The sequence below is a fragment of the Pseudarthrobacter sp. MDT1-40-2 genome (genome assembly GCF_059383595.1).
Genome location: NZ_JBWZCL010000001.1, coordinates 426,848 through 443,786, shown reverse-complemented (window position 1 = coordinate 443,786; position 16,939 = coordinate 426,848). Strand labels below are relative to the sequence as shown.

Sequence of the window (16,939 nt, the reverse complement as noted above, 5' to 3'; positions counted from 1 at the left end):
CCAACGATGGACACTGCAGAGAGGAAACGCGTTGATCGCGCTTGCGCTCCCGGCCCAAGATTCAGGAGAGTTCACTCCTCCTGGTATTAACGAAATGCATCTGCCGGCGGTCCTGCCGTGGGGTGCCGCAGATGGCTTCTCCAAGCAGATGCTTCTGGTGATCCTTTCGGTCGTCATTATTGCCACGTTCTTCGTGCTTGCTGCCCGTAAGCAGCAGCTCGTTCCCGGCAAGCTGCAGTTTGCAGGCGAGATGGCCTACGGTTTTGTCCGTAACGGCATCGCCAAGGACATCATCGGCGGCAGGGACTTCATGAAGTACGTCCCGCTGTTGTTCAGCCTGTTCTTCTTCATCCTGGTGAACAACATCTACGGCGCAATCCCGTTGATCCAGCTTCCCAGCTTCTCGCACGTCGGCGGCGCCTACGTCCTCGCGGGCATCGTCTACATCACCTGGATCGTCATCGGCATCAAGAAGAACGGGCTTCGCTACTTCAAGCTGGCCACCGTTCCTTCCGGAGTGCCGGTCTACATCCTGCCGCTGATCATTCCGATCGAAATCATCTCCAACTTCCTGGTCCGCCCGGTTACGCACAGCCTCCGTTTGTTTGCGACCATGCTGGCCGGCCACCTGATCGTGATGATCGCCGGGTCGGGCATTGAGTTCCTCGTCATGCAGGAGAACATCCTGCTCCAGGGCACGTCCCTCCTCGTCCTGGTCGGTTCGATTGCCATGTACATGCTGGAAGCCCTGATCATGGCACTGCAGGCATACGTCTTCACCCTCCTGACGGCTATCTACATTGAAGGCGCGCTCCACGCCGACAGCCACTAGGCTCCCCTAAAACTTCCCCCATAGCGGGGATGAAGCAACCCAAACAACCTGCCACAGAGTTGGCATCTTGAAAGGAAGAAAAATGGAAGGCTCCATCAACGGCTCTCTGAACCTCATCGGCTACGGTCTCTCCGCAATCGGCGGTGGTATCGGTGTTGGTCTCGTGTTCGCGGCTTACATCAACGGCGTAGCACGCCAGCCGGAAGCCCAGCGCGTCCTGCAGCCGATCGCATTCCTGGGCCTCGCCCTGACTGAAGCCCTCGCCATCCTCGGCCTGGTCTTCGCCTTCGTTCTTGGCTGATCTCAGAACAAGCGAATATCCAGAACCGAGTAGAAAAGGACGGGTGAAATATGAATCAGCTGATCATCTCAGCCGCCACTGAGGGCGAAGTTAATCCTCTCGTTCCCAACGTCTGGGAAATGGGCGTTGTCCTCATCAGCTTTGCCGTGCTCATGTACATCGTGGTCAAGTACGTTGTCCCGATGTTCGAGAAGACGTTTGCAGAGCGTGCCGAAGCCATCGAAGGCGGCATTGCCAAAGCTGAGAAGGCCCAGGCTGAGGCATCTGCTGCACTCGAAGAGTACAAGCAGCAGCTGACTGACGCCCGCGCCGAAGCCAACCGCATCCGTGAGGAAGCGCGCGCCGAAGGTGCACAGATCCTGGCGGACCTGAAGGAGAAGGCGGGCGCAGAATCGGCCCGTATCACCGCTCAGGCCTACACCCAGATCGAAGCCGAGCGTCAGGCGGCAGTTGTGTCCCTGCGCTCGGAGGTGGGCACCCTCGCCACCACCCTGGCAGGACGCATTGTTGGTGAAGCACTTACCGATGATGAGCGTGCAGCACGTGTTGTTGACCGCTTCCTGGCAGATCTGGAGAGCCAGAACGCAGGTGCAGCTAAGTAATGGCAGGTGTATCGAGCGAATCGCTGACCACAGCGCTGACAGAACTGGAAGCCAAGCTTTCAGATGCGTCGCTGCAGTTGGCTACGGAACTCTTCGGAATCCTGGGAACGCTGGACAGTTCGGCCGGCTTGCGCCGTGCCCTGACTGACCCGTCCCGCAGCGGTGAGGAAAAGTCTGCGCTTGTCAGGCAGCTCGTTGGCGGAAAGGTTTCCGCCGATGCTGCGGATATCGCAGCCGGATTGGCCAGCCTGCGCTGGGCCTCGGCACGCGATATTGGCGATGCACTCGAGACGCTTGGGGCAACGGTTGCAATAGCCGTTGCTGAAAACAAGTCGGCCGTTTCTGCCTCCGGAATCACCGGCCTGGAAGAGCTGGAGAATGATTTGTTCTCCTTCAACCAGGTTGTGGCTTCCAGCCACGAGGCACAGCGTGCTCTGTCTGAGCCGCAGGCCAGTGCAGCTGCAAAGATCACTTTGGCGCACAAGCTTGTGCCGGGTGCCTCCGAGGAAGCAAGGGTCCTCATCGCGCAGGCCGTATCGAACCCGCGTGGGCTCAAGCCCGGCCGCCTCGTGAACCGTTTTGCAGAGCTTGCCGCCAAACGGCAGCAGCGCTGGATTGCGACCGTCACTGTGACGCGTTCCCTGACAGACACCCAGTTGGGCCGGCTTCAGTCGGCACTCAACGCCCTGTACCGCCGTGAGCTGAAGATCAACGTTACCGTTGATCCCGCGCTTATCGGAGGTATCCGGGTGCAGGTGGGCGACGAAGTACTGGACGCCTCCGTGGTGGCCCGGCTGGGTGAACTTAACCGCCAGCTGGCCGGCTAGCCGGACAAGCACAACTTAACGAAACGAAACCCCGGTCATCGTGAGCAACGATGATCACGAAAACAGGAGAGCAGGGACTGCAGATGGCCGAATTGACCATCAACGCCGACGACGTCCGTAATGCGCTGAACGAGTTCGCGGCGTCCTACGAACCCGGAAACGCAGAACGCGTAGAGGTCGGCCGCGTAACCACCGCAAGTGACGGCATCGCCCGTGTTGAGGGCCTTCCCTCGGTCATGGCGAACGAGCTGCTTCGCTTCGAGGACGGCACCCTGGGCCTGGCCCAGAACCTCGACGTCCGCGAGATCGGCGTCATCGTACTCGGTGACTTCACCGGCATCGAAGAAGGCCAGGAAGTCCACCGCACCGGGCAGGTTCTGTCCGTACCCGTGGGCGACGCCTTCCTCGGCCGTGTTGTCGACCCGCTGGGCGTGCCCATCGACGACCTCGGCGAGATCAAGGCTGAGACCACCCGTGCACTGGAACTCCAGGCCCCGGGCGTAACCCAGCGTAAGTCGGTCCACGAGCCGATGCAGACGGGTTTGAAGGCCATCGACGCGATGATTCCGATTGGCCGTGGCCAGCGCCAGCTGATCATCGGTGACCGCCAGACCGGCAAATCCGCCATCGCGATCGATACCATCATCAACCAGAAGGCCAACTGGGCTTCGGGAGACGTGACCAAGCAGGTTCGCTGCATCTACGTGGCTATCGGCCAGAAGGCGTCCACCATCGCCGCTGTCCGCCAGACCCTCGAGGACAACGGCGCACTGGAATACACCACCATCGTGGCTTCCCCCGCCTCGGACCCCGCCGGCTTCAAGTACCTTGCACCGTACGCCGGTTCGGCTATCGGCCAGCACTGGATGTACGGCGGCAAGCACGTCCTCATCGTGTTTGATGACCTGTCCAAGCAGGCTGAGGCTTACCGTGCAGTATCACTGCTACTGCGTCGTCCGCCGGGACGCGAAGCCTACCCCGGCGACGTCTTCTACCTGCACTCCCGCCTCCTGGAGCGTTGTGCCAAGCTCTCAGACGAGCTGGGTGCCGGCTCAATGACCGGACTGCCGTTGATCGAGACCAAGGCGAACGACGTTTCCGCCTACATCCCGACCAACGTGATCTCCATTACCGATGGCCAGATCTTCCTGCAGTCTGACCTCTTCAACGCCAACCAGCGCCCCGCTGTTGACGTGGGTGTTTCCGTCTCCCGCGTTGGCGGTTCGGCGCAGGTGAAGTCCATGAAGAAGGTCTCCGGTACGTTGAAGCTGGAGCTTGCCCAGTACCGGGACATGCAGGCATTCGCCATGTTCGCCTCGGACCTGGATGCGGCTTCCCGCCAGCAGCTGACCCGTGGTGCGCGCCTGATGGAACTGCTCAAGCAGGGCCAGTACTCACCGTTCCCGGTCGAGAACCAGGTCGTGTCCATCTGGGCCGGTACCAACGGCTACCTGGATGACGTTCCGGTTGAAGACGTCAACCGCTTCGAGACTGAGTTCCTGGAGCACCTGACCCACAAGTCCTCGATCCTCACCACGCTGGCACAGACCAACGTCATGGACGACGACACCGCAGAGGCACTGAAGACCGCGATCGTGGACTTCAAAAAGGGCTTTTTCGGCGAGGGTGACAACCACCTGGTAGGAGCCGGCCACGAGGAGCACAACGCTATCTCTGACGCCGAGGTCGACCAGGAAAAAATCGTCAAGCAGAAGCGCTAGTTCCGCTTTCCTGATGTGCCGGGCCGCCCAGGTCCGGCACATCGGGTTTACGGAATCTTAGGAAAGGATAAGTATGGGAGCCCAGATTCGGGTCTACCGCCAGAAGATCAGCTCGACCACGTCGATGCGCAAGATCTTCAAGGCGATGGAACTGATCGCTACCTCGCGCATCGGCAAGGCCCGTGCGCGCGTAGCAGCTTCACTGCCTTACGCGAACGCGATCACGCGTGCCGTTTCTGCTGTCGCAAGCCAAAGCGAAATCGACCACCCGCTGACCACTGAGCCGGAGCAGATCCGCCGCGCCGCCGTCCTGGTAATCACCTCGGACCGTGGCCTTGCAGGTTCTTACTCGGCAAGTGTGCTCAAGCAGGTGGAAGGTCTCAATGAGCTGCTCCACGCCGAAGGCAAGGAAGTTAAGACCTACCTCGTCGGCCGTAAGGCGCAGGCGTATTTCGACTTCCGCAACCGTCCGTCCGAGCAGGTCTGGACCGGCGGAACGGATGCTCCGGAGTTCAAGACCGCCCGCGAAATCGGCGAAGTGCTGCTGGCCGAGTTTGCCAAGGACTACGAGGACGGGGGAGTGGACGAGATCCACGTCGTCTACACCCGCTTCAAGTCAATGGTGACGCAGGAACCGACAGTCATCCGCCTGCTGCCGCTTGAGGTCGTGGAGGAGGAGGCTGCTTCGGAAACGGAGCTGCTGCCCCTCTACGAGTTCGAGCCGGAATCCGAGCGGGTTCTTGATGCCCTGCTTCCGCGGTACATCGAGTCCCGACTCTTCGCAGCCATGTTGCAGGCAGCAGCTTCGGAGCTTGCCGCACGCCAGCGGGCCATGAAGTCCGCGGGCGACAACGCTACGGACCTCATCAAAAAGTACACGCGTCTGCGCAACACGGCCCGCCAGGCTGAAATTACGCAGGAGCTTTCCGAGATTGTGGCCGGTGCCGACGCCCTCGCGTCGTAGCCCCCGCTTCGGGCACAGCTAGTCCTGCACCAAAGATAGAACTTAACCCCACGCCATCTACTGAGTGAAGTGAGAGAGATGACTGCCACTGCTACCGAACACGTAGCCGCCACGTCCGGTGCTACCGGCCGTATCGCCCGTGTTATCGGCCCGGTTGTCGACGTCGAATTCCCGGCTGACGCAATCCCGTCGATTTACAACGCCCTCACCACCGAGATTACTCTCAACGGTGAGACCAAAACCATCACGTTCGAGACCTCCCAGCACCTGGGTGACAACCTCATCCGCGCCATCTCGCTTCAGGCAACCGACGGACTCGTCCGCGGCACGTCGGTCGTCGACTCCGGCGCTCCAATCTCCGTGCCTGTTGGCGACGGCGTCAAGGGCCACATCTTCAACGTCCTGGGCCAGCCCCTGGACGTTGCAGAGTCGGAACTGGACATCAGCGAACGCTGGCCCATCCACCGCAAGGCTCCGGCCTTCGCGACGCTCGAGGGTTCCACCGAGATGCTGGAAACCGGCATCAAGGTCATCGACCTTCTCACCCCGTACATCAAGGGTGGAAAGATCGGCCTCTTCGGCGGCGCCGGCGTGGGCAAGACCGTTCTGATCCAGGAAATGATCACCCGCGTTGCGCGTAACTTCGGTGGTACTTCCGTCTTCGCCGGTGTTGGCGAGCGTACCCGTGAGGGCAACGACCTCTGGGTTGAAATGGAAGAGGCAGGCGTTCTCAAGGACACTGCCCTTGTATTCGGCCAGATGGATGAGCCGCCGGGAACGCGTCTGCGCGTTGCACTGTCCGCACTGACCATGGCGGAGTACTTCCGCGATGTGCAGAACCAGGACGTGCTGCTCTTCATCGACAACATCTTCCGCTTCACGCAGGCAGGTTCTGAGGTTTCCACCCTCCTCGGCCGTATGCCGTCAGCTGTGGGCTACCAGCCGAACCTGGCAGACGAGATGGGCCTCCTCCAGGAGCGCATTACGTCCACCAAGGGCCACTCCATCACCTCGATGCAGGCCATCTACGTTCCCGCAGATGACTACACGGACCCGGCTCCGGCAACGACCTTCGCACACCTCGACGCGACCACGGAACTTTCCCGTGAAATCGCCTCCCGTGGTCTGTACCCGGCCGTTGATCCGCTGACATCCACCTCCCGCATCCTGGATCCCCAGTACATCGGCAAGGATCACTACAACACCGCTGTGCGCGTGAAGCAGATCCTGCAGAAGAACAAGGAACTCCAGGACATCATTGCGATCCTCGGCGTGGATGAACTGTCTGAGGAGGACAAGATCGTCGTGTCGCGTGCACGCCGTATCCAGCAGTTCCTCTCGCAGAACACCTACACCGCCAAGCAGTTCACCGGCGTCGAAGGCTCCACCGTGTCCATCAAGGACACTGTTGAAGGCTTCACGGCGATCTGCGACGGCGATCTCGACCACGTGGCAGAGCAGGCGTTCTTCAACGTTGGTGGACTTGATGACGTCGAGCGCCAGTGGGCCAAGATCCAGGAACAGACTAAGTAATATGGCTGAGCTTGAGGTTGAGATTGTCGCGGCGGACCACTTTGTGTGGTCCGGAGCGGCCAAGATGGTGAAGGCCCGTACCAGCGATGGTGAAATTGGGATCCTCCCCGGCCACTCGCCACTGCTGGCGATCCTGGCCGAAGGTGAACTGGCCATTGAGCCGGTTTCCGGTGACCGCCTGTCGGTAGCTGTAGACGGAGGATTCTTTTCCGTAGACAACGACCGGGTGGTTATTGTTGCCGACAACGCCCAGTTGGGTGAAGCGGCTACTGCAGGGATCCGCTAGTACCACCTTGATGGACGCACCGGGTTTTCCGTTCATCGCCATAGCAGTAGCTCTGGGACTGCTGATTATTGCACTGTGCCTCTCCGGGGTGCGCCGCATAACATTGCGGCGCGCCTTGGGCACCGTGGACGCCTCCATTTGCCTGTCGGGAGACCGCTGGCAGATGGGGGTTTGTCGTTACCAGGACAACGAGCTGGAATGGTTCAAGCTGCTGTCACTGAACGTGCGGCCGCGGTATACCTTCAAACGCAGCTCCCTGGAGCTGCTGGGCCGCCGGGCACCCACTGAGGGTGAACTGGTGAAGGTTCAGCCCGGGGTCGTGATTGTAGATCTTCGCTATGAAGGCCGCGAGGTCCGGCTCGCCATGAAGTTCGACGCCTACACCGGACTGTCGTCCTGGTTGGAGGCAGGGCCGGTCATTGGAGTAGGCACCTGGCGTTAGGCGCCGGCAACGGACCCCGGCGCCGCCACCGCAACGCCCAAAAAATGATCCCCGGTATATATACCGAGGATCATTTGGTAGTGGCTGCCAGCGAACTGCTGGAAACCGCCGAGGCTAGACCAGCGTTACACCGGTGGCCTGCGGACCCTTGGCGCCCTGACCGATTTCGAACTGAACCCGCTGGTTCTCATCGAGGGTCTTGAAGCCGCCCGTCTGGATTTCGGAGTAGTGAACGAAGACGTCTCCATCGGAGTCGTCCGGCGTGATGAAGCCGAAACCCTTTTCAGCGTTGAACCACTTGACGGTTCCCAGTGCCATTTATTTCTCCTCATTGTGGAACTAATTTCAGTCCAGCACACTGCGTGCTGCCCTGGTTACTCCGCGAGAAGAATCCTGACCTGCTGTCCCCCAAAGGTTCCGGCGTTGCAGGAGCTTCGCGCTCGCAACATGTCTTGCGAGCATGAAAAACACCTACACAAAGACTGCTCTAAGAATTCCACGGCAGATGCTTCCGGGTCAACGGTTTCGGTGGCCGTAAGGACAAATTTTCCGTAAAAAACAGGTAAACCCGGTGGTCAGGGCCTGATGGGCTAACTGTGTGCCCCGGCGGACGGCTCAGGCTGCGGGCGCATAAGCCACTTGCCATGCCGGAGAACGCTGCAAAGCTCCAGCCCCTCGCGAACCACAACTGCGTCGGCGCGAAGGCCGCGGCGCAGCCCGCCTGCTTCATCTGAGAGCCCCAGGACAGCGGCCGGCACCGCGGTGGCGGAAAAGACCGCATCGGGCAAGGGGATCCCGGCTGACACCGAGCGACGGACTACATCGAGCAGGGTTGCCGTACCCCCCGCGATCGAGCCCGTGGCATCGAGGATGGCGACACCGGAAGTCACAGTCACGGGAGACGGTCCCAGCATGTACCTTCCGTCAGAAAGCCCGGCGGCCGCCATCGAATCCGTCACCAGGGCGATGTTGGCACGCCCCACCAGCCCAAAAACTGTGGCGACCGTCTCCGGAGCAAGATGGGTGCCATCGGCAATAAGTTCCACAATGGCGTGGCCGGCGGCAGCGCTGCGAAGGCACGCAGCGACGGGACCGGGTGAGCGGTGATGGAGCGGAGGCATGCCGTTGAAGAGATGGGTGACGGTGGGCAGAGGACTGCTGCCGTCAAAACCGGCGGCGGCGAGTCCGTCCCGAGCAGCGGCCAGGGATGCGGCGGTTGTAGCGTCGTCCGCATCGGTATGTCCCAGTGAGGGGATAACACCGTGGGACGTCAGTAGATCCACGAGGTCGCCTGCCCCGGGCAATTCGGGGGCATAGGTCATAGTGGCCAGCTTGCCGCGGGCGGCTGCCAGCAGGTCCGCGGTGAGCTCAAGGTCCGGATTCAGGAGGTAGTGAGGATTCTGGGCGCCGCAGCGCGCATGCGAGAGGAAGGGGCCCTCGAGGTGGATCCCGGCGAGGAGGCCCTCTTCCGTGAGCCTGCTGAAAAGCTCGACTCCCTGCAGCAGCATCTCTCGCGGCGCAGTGACCAGGCTGGCGAGCAGGGTCGTCGTTCCGGAGCGGTGCAGGAAGTCGATCGCGTGCCGCGCGGATGATTCGTCACCGGCCGGGAAATCGCCGCCATTGCCGCCGTGGCAGTGGATATCAATAAGCCCGGGGAGTAACTGGCTGCCCTCGGGCAGGAACGTCGTTTCCACTCCGGCAAATCCAGTGGCTTCCGCCGGGAATCCCTCCCTGGGGCCGGCATAGGCAATCCGGTCACCGTCCACAGCCAACAGGGCGTCCGGGATGGACTGACCGTCCGTGACGATACTCCCTGCCAGGATAAAGCGTGAAGACGCGGGTGGGACAAAGGACGCCGGGCTGGAAGTCATGGACTGATTCTAGAGGTGCCTTACCTTAGAACAGCCGGGACCCGCTGTCGTCAACACCCCGCATGGCGTCGTAGTCCAGGGTGATGCAGTCGATGCCGCGGTCGGCTGCCAGGACCTTCGCCTGCGGTTTGATCTGCTGGGCTGCAAAAATGCCGCGGACCGGTGCCAGCAGAGGGTCGCGGTTGAGCAGTTCCAGATACCGGGTGAGTTGTTCGACGCCGTCAATGTCGCCCCTGCGCTTAAGCTCGATGGCTACAGTGGAACCGTCGGCGTCCCGGGCCAGGATGTCCACTGGCCCGATCGCCGTGAAGTACTCACGGCGGATGAGTGAGAACCCGGTACCCAGGGTTTCAATCTGTTCGGCCAGCAGGCGCTGCAGATCCGCCTCCACACCGTCCTTGATCAGGCCGGGATCAACACCAAGATCGTGCGAGGAATCGTGCAGCTGTTCATGGATGTTGATGATCAGCCGGTCGTCGGTTTTGGTGGACTGGACCGTCCACTGCTCCATTACGCCCGTTTCCAGCTCCACGTCCTCGGGGGAGGCCACGCGGAGCGTGGCAGGCGGGCTCATCCAGTTCAGCGGCTTGTAGGAGCCGCCGTCGGAATGGACCAGGACGGAGCCGTCGGCCTTGACCACCAGCAGCCGGGTGGCAAGCGGGAGGTGGGCCTTCAGACGGCCGACGTAATCAACTGAGCAACGGGCAATGACTAGACGCACGCGGACAAGACTACCGGGTTGTACCGTAGAGGAATGCCACGTTCGAACCGACCACGCCGGCCCGGTGTATGGAAGAATAACCCCCTGAACACCGTGCCCGAGCTGGATCTGGAGCGCGCACGTTCCGGCATTGCGCGGCGTGAGAGCGCTCCGGACGGCGACTGGATAGTCCGTACCATGACCGCACGCAACGCCGAGAAAACCTACATCTGCCCCGGTTGCTCCCGTCAGGTCCCGCCCGGAATCGCCCACCTGGTGGTGTGGAAGGACGACCACATTTTTGGCAGTTCGGTCGGCTTGGCCGAGCGGCGGCACTGGCATGCAAACTGCTGGCAGGGCCGCACCTACCGCTACCGCTAGGCCCTGCCAACAGCGCGGCAGCCGCGGACTGTCGCTAAGCCCTGCCGCTGAGCCATGCGGCACCCGGCTAAGCTGTAAGGCATGACTTTTGACCCGTCGTCGTACGTTTTCCAACAGCCTTCCGCCGCTGCCCCCATCCGGGCGGCCACGGTCCTTCCGGCCAAACGGGAGAACGTAGAGCTGCATACGGAAGACGGCCTCACCCTGGTGGGGGAGCTGGCGATGCCTGAGTCGGGAACCGTGACGGCCACCCTGATCACTCTTCATCCGTTGCCCACCCATGGCGGCTTCATGGATTCGCACGTGTACCGAAAGGCCTCCTACCGGCTGCCTGCGCTGGCCGGAGTGGCAGTGCTCCGGTTCAACACGCGTGGCACCTCCTCGCCGCGTGGAACCAGCCAGGGCGAGTTCCAGGACGGCAAGGGCGAAAGATACGACGTCGAGGCTGCCGTTCAGTTTGCCGTCGACCGCGGGCTGCCGAACCGCTGGCTGGTGGGCTGGAGCTTCGGCACGGAGCTGGCGCTGATGTACGGGGCTGTGGAGCCGGTGGCCTCGCAGACGGAAGGCGCCGTGCTGCTTTCCCCGCCGCTGCACCGGGCCGGCGACGGGGACCTGGATGCCTGGGGCGTTTCAGGGAAGCCGTTGACTGTGCTGGTGCCGGAGCACGACGACTACCTCAAACCGGACGAAGCGCAGGCGCGCTTCGGCAAGGTGCCGCAGGCCCGGATCCTGGGCGTCAATGGTGCGAAGCACCTGTGGGTAGGGGAGAAGTATGCGGCGCGGGTCCTCAACGAGATCGTCGACGACGTCACGCCCGCCGGTGCCGGCCCCACAGGCCTTCCCCAGGAGTGGTCCGGACCGATGGCCACCGCACCCGCCTGAGCCGCCCAACGTTCGAGCTGGCGCCGCCCACCGGATGGAAAGGCTGTCCGCTAGTGGCTGTCCTGGCGGACGATGAAGACTTCCTTGACCAGCAGCAGGACGGCCGCTGCGGTGGGGATGGCGATCAGGGCACCGAGGATTCCCAGGAGGGACCCGCCGGCAATGACTGAGATCACGGCAACGGCGCCCGGGACGGCCACTGCCTTCTGCATGATGCGCGGCGAGATGAAGTAGGCCTCAAACTGCAGGTAGGCGAAGTAGCAGACGGCGTAGATGACAGTGGTTTGCCAGCCGACGGTCAGCGAAATCAGGAGGACGACTACGGCTGCTATCAATCCGCCCACCAGCGGAATGAAGGCCAGCAGGGCAACCACAAACGCCAGCAGAACGGCGAACGGTATGCCCAGGATGGACATCACGATGAAGGCGAAGGTGGCGTTAAGTACGGCAACGCACGCCTGGCCGATGACGTAATTGCCCACCGAGCGGGTGATCTGCTCCGACAGTACTTCCACCCGGGCACGGCGGGACCGCGGCGCGAGCCGGTAGCCCCACCGTTTCATGGAGGGCATAGCCGCCAGGAAGTACAGGCTCAGGACCAGCACGATCAAGGTGCCGAAAAGGCCGTTTGCCACCGTTGACCCAAAACCCACCACGCCGCCGAAGATCCCGCTCATTGCCTGGGGATCATTGGCGAACTTTTCGAGTTCTTCGTTGATCCGGTCACGGATGCCGAACTGGTCGTCAGCACTGCGGAAGAGATCGGAGTTGATAAAGTCCCGGATCCAGGTGGGCGCCTGCTCCACGACTTCCGTGACTTGTTCCACGATGGTGGGAATGAGGATGGCGATAAATCCGGCCACCGATGCAGCCAGCACACCAACGGACACCAGGATGCCGGCCGGCCTGGGAATCCTGCGCCCTTCCAGCCAGCGGACCACCGGATCCAAACCAAGCGCGATAAACAGGGCGGTGACGATCCAGAGCAGCAGCTGTGTGATGTTGCTCCCGATCCAGAAGAACAGGAGCGCACAGCCCACACCCACTGTTCCCATAAAGCCGAAATACAGCGGGTGCTGGAACGGCGTCCGTACACCGGCCGGGACGAGGGCGGTGTCCGGTCCTTCAGCAGCGGGATCGCTCCCGGAGGACGGGCCAGCCGGACGCTGTTCCGGCGGCATTTCGAAGCGCCGCCGCGGCTGGGCGCCGGGGAGGGGCTGCCGCAGCTTTTGCACCAGGGCCCCGAACGCCGCCTGCGGGAAAGGACGCCTCCCGGCGGCCTGGGCAGCGGCCGGAACGGCAGGCTCGGGTTGTTCGGGCTCGGTGGCTGTTGGGCCTGCCACGAAGTCGACTGAAGAGTCTGCCGAGGAGTCGGATTGCGGGTTCACCGCGGGCGATTCCTGATGTTCAGTCACTGGAGTTTAGTGCCCTTACCGTGCATGGCACCGCTGCCGCGGGCCTGATGTGATGATCATCGCAAACACTATCAGCAGCCTTGCCATCGGCGGGATGGAACGTTTTCACGGACCCTGCCGCGAGCCATGTTTGGCTCGCCGACTGAGGTATTAGTAATAAAACCGTTACCATTGAAGATAAACCCCCGCTGATGATAGGTGATTCCTTGCGTTTCAAGACTGCAGCCGCACTCGTGCTGCTCGGCCTCCTTACTCTCCTGGCCGGAATCGGACAGAAGACCATCTGGGCTCCTTCGGAGACTTTCACCGCCTCGGTAGCGGGTGAACCGGCCGCCGCTCCGCTGACAGTGATCGACGAGAAACTCCGCACCATCCATGGTGGAACCGTCAAGATCAACGTCAAGGGCGACGGCGGCTTCCTCCTCGCTGTAGGCCGTCCGGGCGACGTTGATGCCTGGGTTGGCGGGACAAGCCATAACACCATAAGCGGTGTCTCCGAAGACCAGAAGTCACTGCAGGTGGAACACACTGACGGCGAGGCCACAGCGCCGACGCCCGCCGGATCCGATTTGTGGGTATCCAGCGAAAACGCCAACGGGCAGCTTGACTACACCTGGACGGCTCCGGCCGACGGCGAGTGGTCCCTGCTCCTGGCCGGCGACGGTACTGCCGCCGCACCCACGGAGATTTCCATGACGTTCCCCAATGACACCTCCACCCCGTGGGCAGTTCCACTGATTGTTGCAGGCTCGCTGATCCTCTTCGCCGGGCTCGTTCTTCCGGCCCTCGGCTTGTTCCGTGGCAAGGGCGGCGGCCGGGGCACGAAGGACTCCGGGAAAAACGGCGACGGCGGCAACAAGACCCGCAGCACTGCCAAGTCGCCTTTCGTTCCCCATGATCCATCCGCTGCGGGTACCCATGTCCCCGCCGCTGGAGGCACCGAAAACCCGGACGCCGGGAAGCCCGGCGCCCGCCTTCGCTTGGTGGTCGCTGCCGTGACGGCCGCCGTTGTGGTAGGAACCGGCGCTCCGGCTCTTGCTGCTACTCCGGCGCCCACGGACTCCACCGGAGCGCCATCAACGGAAGCCGCAGGGGCGGCTGCTGCCCCGGTGCTGCTCGAAGCGCAGCTGCGCCGCGTCCTGGAACAGGTGGCCAGCACCGTTGACGCCGCCGATGCCGCGAAGGACGCCAGCAAGCTCGGACCGCGGGTGGCGGAAACGGAACTTGAAGTACGTACCCAGAACTACAAGATCAGTGCAGCCGTCGGCTCCTATGCCGCCCGGACGCCCGTCCGCTCCACCAAACTGCTGACCAGCGTCGTGACGGAGCAGCCGCAGTGGCCACGCTCCGTGCTGGCAGTGACCCAGGGCGAAGGAAATGCTGTTCCCCAGATTCTGACGTTGGTCCAGAACTCGCCGCGTGAGAACTACAAGCTGACCAAGACCACGCTGCTCCAGCCAGGCGTCACCCTGCCGTCCCTTGACCGCGACGGCGCTGCGCAGACGTTGGCTCCCGCCGACAAGTCCGGGCTGCTCTACAGCGGCGATGAAGCCCTCGCCGGCCTGGCCGACCGCCTGACCACTGCCGAATCGGCGTTCAAGGACAAGCTGGTGGACGGAGCCGCCTCGCCGTACATCGCGGACACGCTGTCATACCAGAATGAGGTTGTCACCGCCGGAACCAACGGTACGTTTGCCTTCACCCACAAGGTTGACCCGGAGAGCACCACTGTGTTCCGGACCGGCGACGGCGGTGCGCTGGTGCTCGGCAGGCTCACTTTTGCCTTCGATGGCACGCCCAAGGCCGAAGGTGACAAGCTGACCATCGGTGAAGATGCTGCTGTCCTGGCCGGCGGCACAGAAACTACAACAGGTATGGTGCTGAACTTCGCGGAGTCCGTAGCCGTCTACGTTCCGCCGGCTGGTTCCGCGGATCCCATGCAGCTCATTGCCGCAAACCGTGGACTGGTAGGGGCCAGCTTCAAGTAGCGGCAGTTGTGCGCGTCATGCGGCGCAGTGCCCCAGTGGCGCCGGCCGGGCATGGAGTGGCTAAAGTGGGAGGCATGAGTTCGCCTGCTTCCCGTCCAGTCCAGCCCGCCGGCGCCAGCCAGCTTAACCTCCGTGGCGCCGTCGACCTTTCCTCCCTGAAACAGCGGCCTGCACCTCCGGCTGCACCGCCCGGTGCATCGTCTGTCCAGAGCAGTGCTGGAGCACCGGGAGGTGAAACTTCAGCAGGTGCCGGCGCCGCCGGCCGCGCGCCCGGTGCGCAGCCCTCGCTGAGGGTTGAGGTTACCGAACAGAACTTCCAGGGCCTGGTGGAACTCTCTGCCCAGGTTCCCGTCGTCTTTGTCCTGTGGTCGACGCTTGCGCTTGAGTCAGCAGGCCTGCGTGACACCCTGGGAATGATCGTGGACAGCTACGACGGCAGGCTCGTGCTGGGCGCAGCCGACATCGACTCCTTCCCGCAGCTGGCTCAGGCCTTCCAGGTCCAATCCGTGCCAACCGCCGTTGCAGTACTCAAGGGCCAGCCCGTCCCGCTGTTCCAGGGTTCCGCGGATGAGGGCCAGATCCGGAGCCTGCTGGACGAACTCCTCAAGGTCGCCGCGGCCAACGGCGTCGCCGGCAACGTGGGCGGGGGAGCTGCCGAAGCCGACCAGCCTGCACCACTGCCGCCGCTGCATCAGGAAGCCTACGACGCCATCGAGGCCGGGGATTTTGCCGCCGCAGCAGCTGCCTACCGCCAGGCCCTCCGGGAGGCCCCGGCGGACACCCAGGCGAAGGAAGGCCTGGCCCAGGTGGAACTGATGGCCAGGCTGCAGGTCCTGACTGCCGAGGACAGCGAGGCTCTGCGCACCCTTGCAGCCAACGAACCGGACAACCTTGATGCCCAGCTTGGCGTGGCTGACCTGGACATCGCCGGCGGGCACGTCGAGGACGGGCTCAACCGGGTGGTTGCATTCATCGGCCGGAACTTCGGCCCGGACCGCGAGGCCGCCCGCGTCCGCCTGCTTGAGCTCTTCGACGTCGTGGGTGTGTCCGATCCGCGGGTGGTCGCGGCCCGCCAGGCCCTGGCACGCGTGCTGTTCTAGTGGCAGATCCGCTGCTCTTCGCACCGCTGTCCTTGCGCTCGCTGGAACTGCCCCACCGGGGCTGGGTGTCGCCAATGTGCCAGTACAGCTGTGAGCCCGAAGCGGAGGGAGTTCCCACAGACTGGCACCTGGTGCACCTCGGTTCCTTCGCGATCGGCGGCGCTGCCCTGATCCTTACGGAGGCTGCCGCGGTTAACCCAGCGGGCAGGATCAGCCCCAGGGACGCCGGGATCTACAACGATGCCCAAGTGCAGTCCTGGCGCCGGATCACCGATTTCGTCCACAGCAACAGCAATGCCAAAATCGGTGTCCAACTGGCGCACGCGGGGCGGAAGGCCTCTACCTATTGGCCGTTCTCGGGCAGTACGGGCAGCGTCGGAGCTGCCGACGGCGGCTGGGAGACAGTAGGCCCGTCGCCGGTGGCATATGACGGCTACGCAACACCCAGGGAAATGACCGAAGAGGACATCCTGGCCGTTATCGACGACTTCAGGTCGGCCGCCCTGCGCGCGGTGGAAGCCGGGTTCGACACCGTGGAGATCCACGGCGCCCACGGCTACCTGCTGCATCAGTTCCAGAGTCCCCTCATCAACCAGCGCAGCGACTCCTGGGGCGGCAACGAGGCCAGTCGCAACCGATTGATGCTGGCCGTGGTGGACACCGTCCGCGAGGCCATTCCGGACGGCATGCCGTTGCTGCTCCGGATATCCGCAACGGACTGGGCCGACGGTGGCGTGGACATTGACGCGTCCGTGCGGCTTGCGGCTCAGGCAGCTGAGCGCGGCGTTGATTTAGTTGACGTTTCCAGTGGCGGCGCCGTTGCCCACCAGAACATCCGCCCGGGGCCTGGCTACCAGACCGCGTTTGCGGCGAAAATCCGGGAACAGGCCGGCGTCGCTACCGGGACTGTCGGCATGATTACCACGGCCGAACAGGCAGAACACATCCTCGTCAGCGGCCAGGCCGACGCCGTGTTCCTGGCCCGCGCGGCCCTGCGCGATCCGCACTGGTGGCAGCGCGCCGGCGTCGAGCTCGGCTTCCGGCAGGACTGGCTTCCGCAATACCAGCGGGCGTATCCCCGGCGTTCGTTTTAG

General features: G+C 63.0%; 18 protein-coding genes. 14 read left to right on the top strand and 4 right to left on the bottom strand.

Going from position 1 to position 16,939, the window contains the following annotated elements:
* Positions 1-31: 31 nt before the first annotated feature.
* The 9 genes from atpB to AC50X5_RS02050 all read left to right on the top strand — a co-directional run bounded on the left by atpB (position 32) and on the right by AC50X5_RS02050 (position 7,508).
* Positions 32-832 carry a F0F1 ATP synthase subunit A gene (gene atpB, locus AC50X5_RS02090; RefSeq protein ID WP_463934271.1) on the top strand — a complete coding sequence of 267 codons (801 nt, stop codon included), beginning with the start codon at positions 32-34 and terminating at the stop codon, positions 830-832.
* Positions 833-914: 82 nt separating this feature from the next.
* A complete protein-coding gene (locus AC50X5_RS02085; RefSeq protein ID WP_463934270.1) occupies positions 915-1,133 on the top strand; it encodes an ATP synthase subunit C-like protein in 219 nt (72 codons plus the stop codon).
* Between the two features lie 50 nt (positions 1,134-1,183).
* The gene (locus AC50X5_RS02080; RefSeq protein WP_463934268.1) at positions 1,184-1,735 is read left to right on the top strand and encodes a F0F1 ATP synthase subunit B; all 552 of its coding nucleotides are present in this window, start codon (positions 1,184-1,186) and stop codon (positions 1,733-1,735) included.
* Positions 1,735-2,562, top strand: a complete 828-nt coding sequence (locus AC50X5_RS02075; RefSeq protein WP_494974504.1) for a F0F1 ATP synthase subunit delta — start codon at positions 1,735-1,737, stop codon at positions 2,560-2,562. Before AC50X5_RS02080 ends, AC50X5_RS02075 begins: the two co-directional genes overlap by 1 nt.
* Positions 2,563-2,645: 83 nt before the next feature.
* Positions 2,646-4,283 (top strand): F0F1 ATP synthase subunit alpha, encoded by a 1,638-nt coding sequence (gene atpA / locus AC50X5_RS02070; RefSeq protein ID WP_463937917.1) that lies wholly within the window; start codon positions 2,646-2,648, stop codon positions 4,281-4,283.
* A gap of 73 nt (positions 4,284-4,356) precedes the next feature.
* Positions 4,357-5,247, top strand: a complete 891-nt coding sequence (locus AC50X5_RS02065; RefSeq protein ID WP_494974503.1) for a F0F1 ATP synthase subunit gamma — start codon at positions 4,357-4,359, stop codon at positions 5,245-5,247.
* Positions 5,248-5,325: 78 nt separating this feature from the next.
* The gene (gene atpD, locus AC50X5_RS02060) at positions 5,326-6,780 is read left to right on the top strand and encodes a F0F1 ATP synthase subunit beta (protein ID WP_463934262.1); all 1,455 of its coding nucleotides are present in this window, start codon (positions 5,326-5,328) and stop codon (positions 6,778-6,780) included.
* A gap of 1 nt (position 6,781) precedes the next feature.
* Positions 6,782-7,066: a F0F1 ATP synthase subunit epsilon gene (locus AC50X5_RS02055; RefSeq protein ID WP_463934260.1), complete on the top strand. Its 285-nt coding sequence runs from the start codon at positions 6,782-6,784 to the stop codon at positions 7,064-7,066.
* A gap of 10 nt (positions 7,067-7,076) precedes the next feature.
* Positions 7,077-7,508: a DUF2550 domain-containing protein gene (locus AC50X5_RS02050; protein WP_494974502.1), complete on the top strand. Its 432-nt coding sequence runs from the start codon at positions 7,077-7,079 to the stop codon at positions 7,506-7,508.
* A 114-nt stretch (positions 7,509-7,622) separates the two neighbouring features.
* On the opposite strand, the gene AC50X5_RS02045 is transcribed toward AC50X5_RS02050, so the two are convergent.
* The 3 genes from AC50X5_RS02045 to nucS all read right to left on the bottom strand — a co-directional run bounded on the left by AC50X5_RS02045 (position 7,623) and on the right by nucS (position 10,100).
* Positions 7,623-7,826: a cold-shock protein gene (locus AC50X5_RS02045; protein ID WP_330187749.1), complete on the bottom strand. Its 204-nt coding sequence runs from the start codon at positions 7,824-7,826 to the stop codon at positions 7,623-7,625.
* Positions 7,827-8,098: 272 nt separating this feature from the next.
* On the bottom strand, positions 8,099-9,379 hold the full coding sequence (locus AC50X5_RS02040; protein WP_494974501.1) for an N-acetylglucosamine-6-phosphate deacetylase: 1,281 nt from the start codon (positions 9,377-9,379) through the stop codon (positions 8,099-8,101).
* A gap of 25 nt (positions 9,380-9,404) precedes the next feature.
* Positions 9,405-10,100, bottom strand: coding sequence for an endonuclease NucS (gene nucS, locus AC50X5_RS02035; RefSeq protein WP_494974500.1), 696 nt, complete (start codon positions 10,098-10,100; stop codon positions 9,405-9,407).
* A 33-nt stretch (positions 10,101-10,133) separates the two neighbouring features.
* Here nucS and AC50X5_RS02030 point away from each other — a divergent pair, with 33 nt between their 5' ends.
* Both AC50X5_RS02030 and AC50X5_RS02025 read left to right on the top strand, forming a co-directional pair.
* Positions 10,134-10,460: an Rv1322 family protein gene (locus AC50X5_RS02030; RefSeq protein ID WP_494974499.1), complete on the top strand. Its 327-nt coding sequence runs from the start codon at positions 10,134-10,136 to the stop codon at positions 10,458-10,460.
* 81 nt (positions 10,461-10,541) lie between these two features.
* Positions 10,542-11,342, top strand: coding sequence for an alpha/beta hydrolase (locus AC50X5_RS02025; RefSeq protein WP_494974498.1), 801 nt, complete (start codon positions 10,542-10,544; stop codon positions 11,340-11,342).
* A gap of 50 nt (positions 11,343-11,392) precedes the next feature.
* Here the strand turns inward: AC50X5_RS02025 and AC50X5_RS02020 are convergent, their stop codons facing one another.
* Positions 11,393-12,757: an AI-2E family transporter gene (locus tag AC50X5_RS02020; RefSeq protein ID WP_494974497.1), complete on the bottom strand. Its 1,365-nt coding sequence runs from the start codon at positions 12,755-12,757 to the stop codon at positions 11,393-11,395.
* A gap of 191 nt (positions 12,758-12,948) precedes the next feature.
* Between AC50X5_RS02020 and AC50X5_RS02015 the strand changes: the two genes are divergently transcribed.
* From AC50X5_RS02015 to AC50X5_RS02005, 3 genes are all read left to right on the top strand, one after another.
* On the top strand, positions 12,949-14,745 hold the full coding sequence (locus AC50X5_RS02015) for a DUF8094 domain-containing protein (RefSeq protein ID WP_494974496.1): 1,797 nt from the start codon (positions 12,949-12,951) through the stop codon (positions 14,743-14,745).
* 74 nt (positions 14,746-14,819) lie between these two features.
* Positions 14,820-15,845, top strand: coding sequence for a co-chaperone YbbN (locus tag AC50X5_RS02010; protein ID WP_494974495.1), 1,026 nt, complete (start codon positions 14,820-14,822; stop codon positions 15,843-15,845).
* Positions 15,845-16,939, top strand: coding sequence for an NADH:flavin oxidoreductase/NADH oxidase (locus AC50X5_RS02005; protein WP_494974494.1), 1,095 nt, complete (start codon positions 15,845-15,847; stop codon positions 16,937-16,939). The genes AC50X5_RS02010 and AC50X5_RS02005 overlap by 1 nt, the downstream gene beginning before the upstream one ends.

Excerpts from the sequence above, each read along its gene's own strand:
- AC50X5_RS02085 (WP_463934270.1), top strand. The coding sequence starts at position 915 with ATGGAAGGCTCCATCAACGGCTCTCTGAACCTCATCGGCTACGGTCTC.
- AC50X5_RS02080 (WP_463934268.1), top strand. The coding sequence starts at position 1,184 with ATGAATCAGCTGATCATCTCAGCCGCCACTGAGGGCGAAGTTAATCCT.
- AC50X5_RS02075 (WP_494974504.1), top strand. The coding sequence starts at position 1,735 with ATGGCAGGTGTATCGAGCGAATCGCTGACCACAGCGCTGACAGAACTG.
- atpA (WP_463937917.1), top strand. The coding sequence starts at position 2,646 with ATGGCCGAATTGACCATCAACGCCGACGACGTCCGTAATGCGCTGAAC.
- AC50X5_RS02065 (WP_494974503.1), top strand. The coding sequence starts at position 4,357 with ATGGGAGCCCAGATTCGGGTCTACCGCCAGAAGATCAGCTCGACCACG.
- atpD (WP_463934262.1), top strand. The coding sequence starts at position 5,326 with ATGACTGCCACTGCTACCGAACACGTAGCCGCCACGTCCGGTGCTACC.
- AC50X5_RS02055 (WP_463934260.1), top strand. The coding sequence starts at position 6,782 with ATGGCTGAGCTTGAGGTTGAGATTGTCGCGGCGGACCACTTTGTGTGG.
- AC50X5_RS02050 (WP_494974502.1), top strand. The coding sequence starts at position 7,077 with ATGGACGCACCGGGTTTTCCGTTCATCGCCATAGCAGTAGCTCTGGGA.
- AC50X5_RS02045 (WP_330187749.1), bottom strand. The coding sequence starts at position 7,826 with ATGGCACTGGGAACCGTCAAGTGGTTCAACGCTGAAAAGGGTTTCGGC.
- AC50X5_RS02040 (WP_494974501.1), bottom strand. The coding sequence starts at position 9,379 with ATGACTTCCAGCCCGGCGTCCTTTGTCCCACCCGCGTCTTCACGCTTT.
- AC50X5_RS02030 (WP_494974499.1), top strand. The coding sequence starts at position 10,134 with ATGCCACGTTCGAACCGACCACGCCGGCCCGGTGTATGGAAGAATAAC.
- AC50X5_RS02025 (WP_494974498.1), top strand. The coding sequence starts at position 10,542 with ATGACTTTTGACCCGTCGTCGTACGTTTTCCAACAGCCTTCCGCCGCT.
- AC50X5_RS02015 (WP_494974496.1), top strand. The coding sequence starts at position 12,949 with ATGATAGGTGATTCCTTGCGTTTCAAGACTGCAGCCGCACTCGTGCTG.
- AC50X5_RS02010 (WP_494974495.1), top strand. The coding sequence starts at position 14,820 with ATGAGTTCGCCTGCTTCCCGTCCAGTCCAGCCCGCCGGCGCCAGCCAG.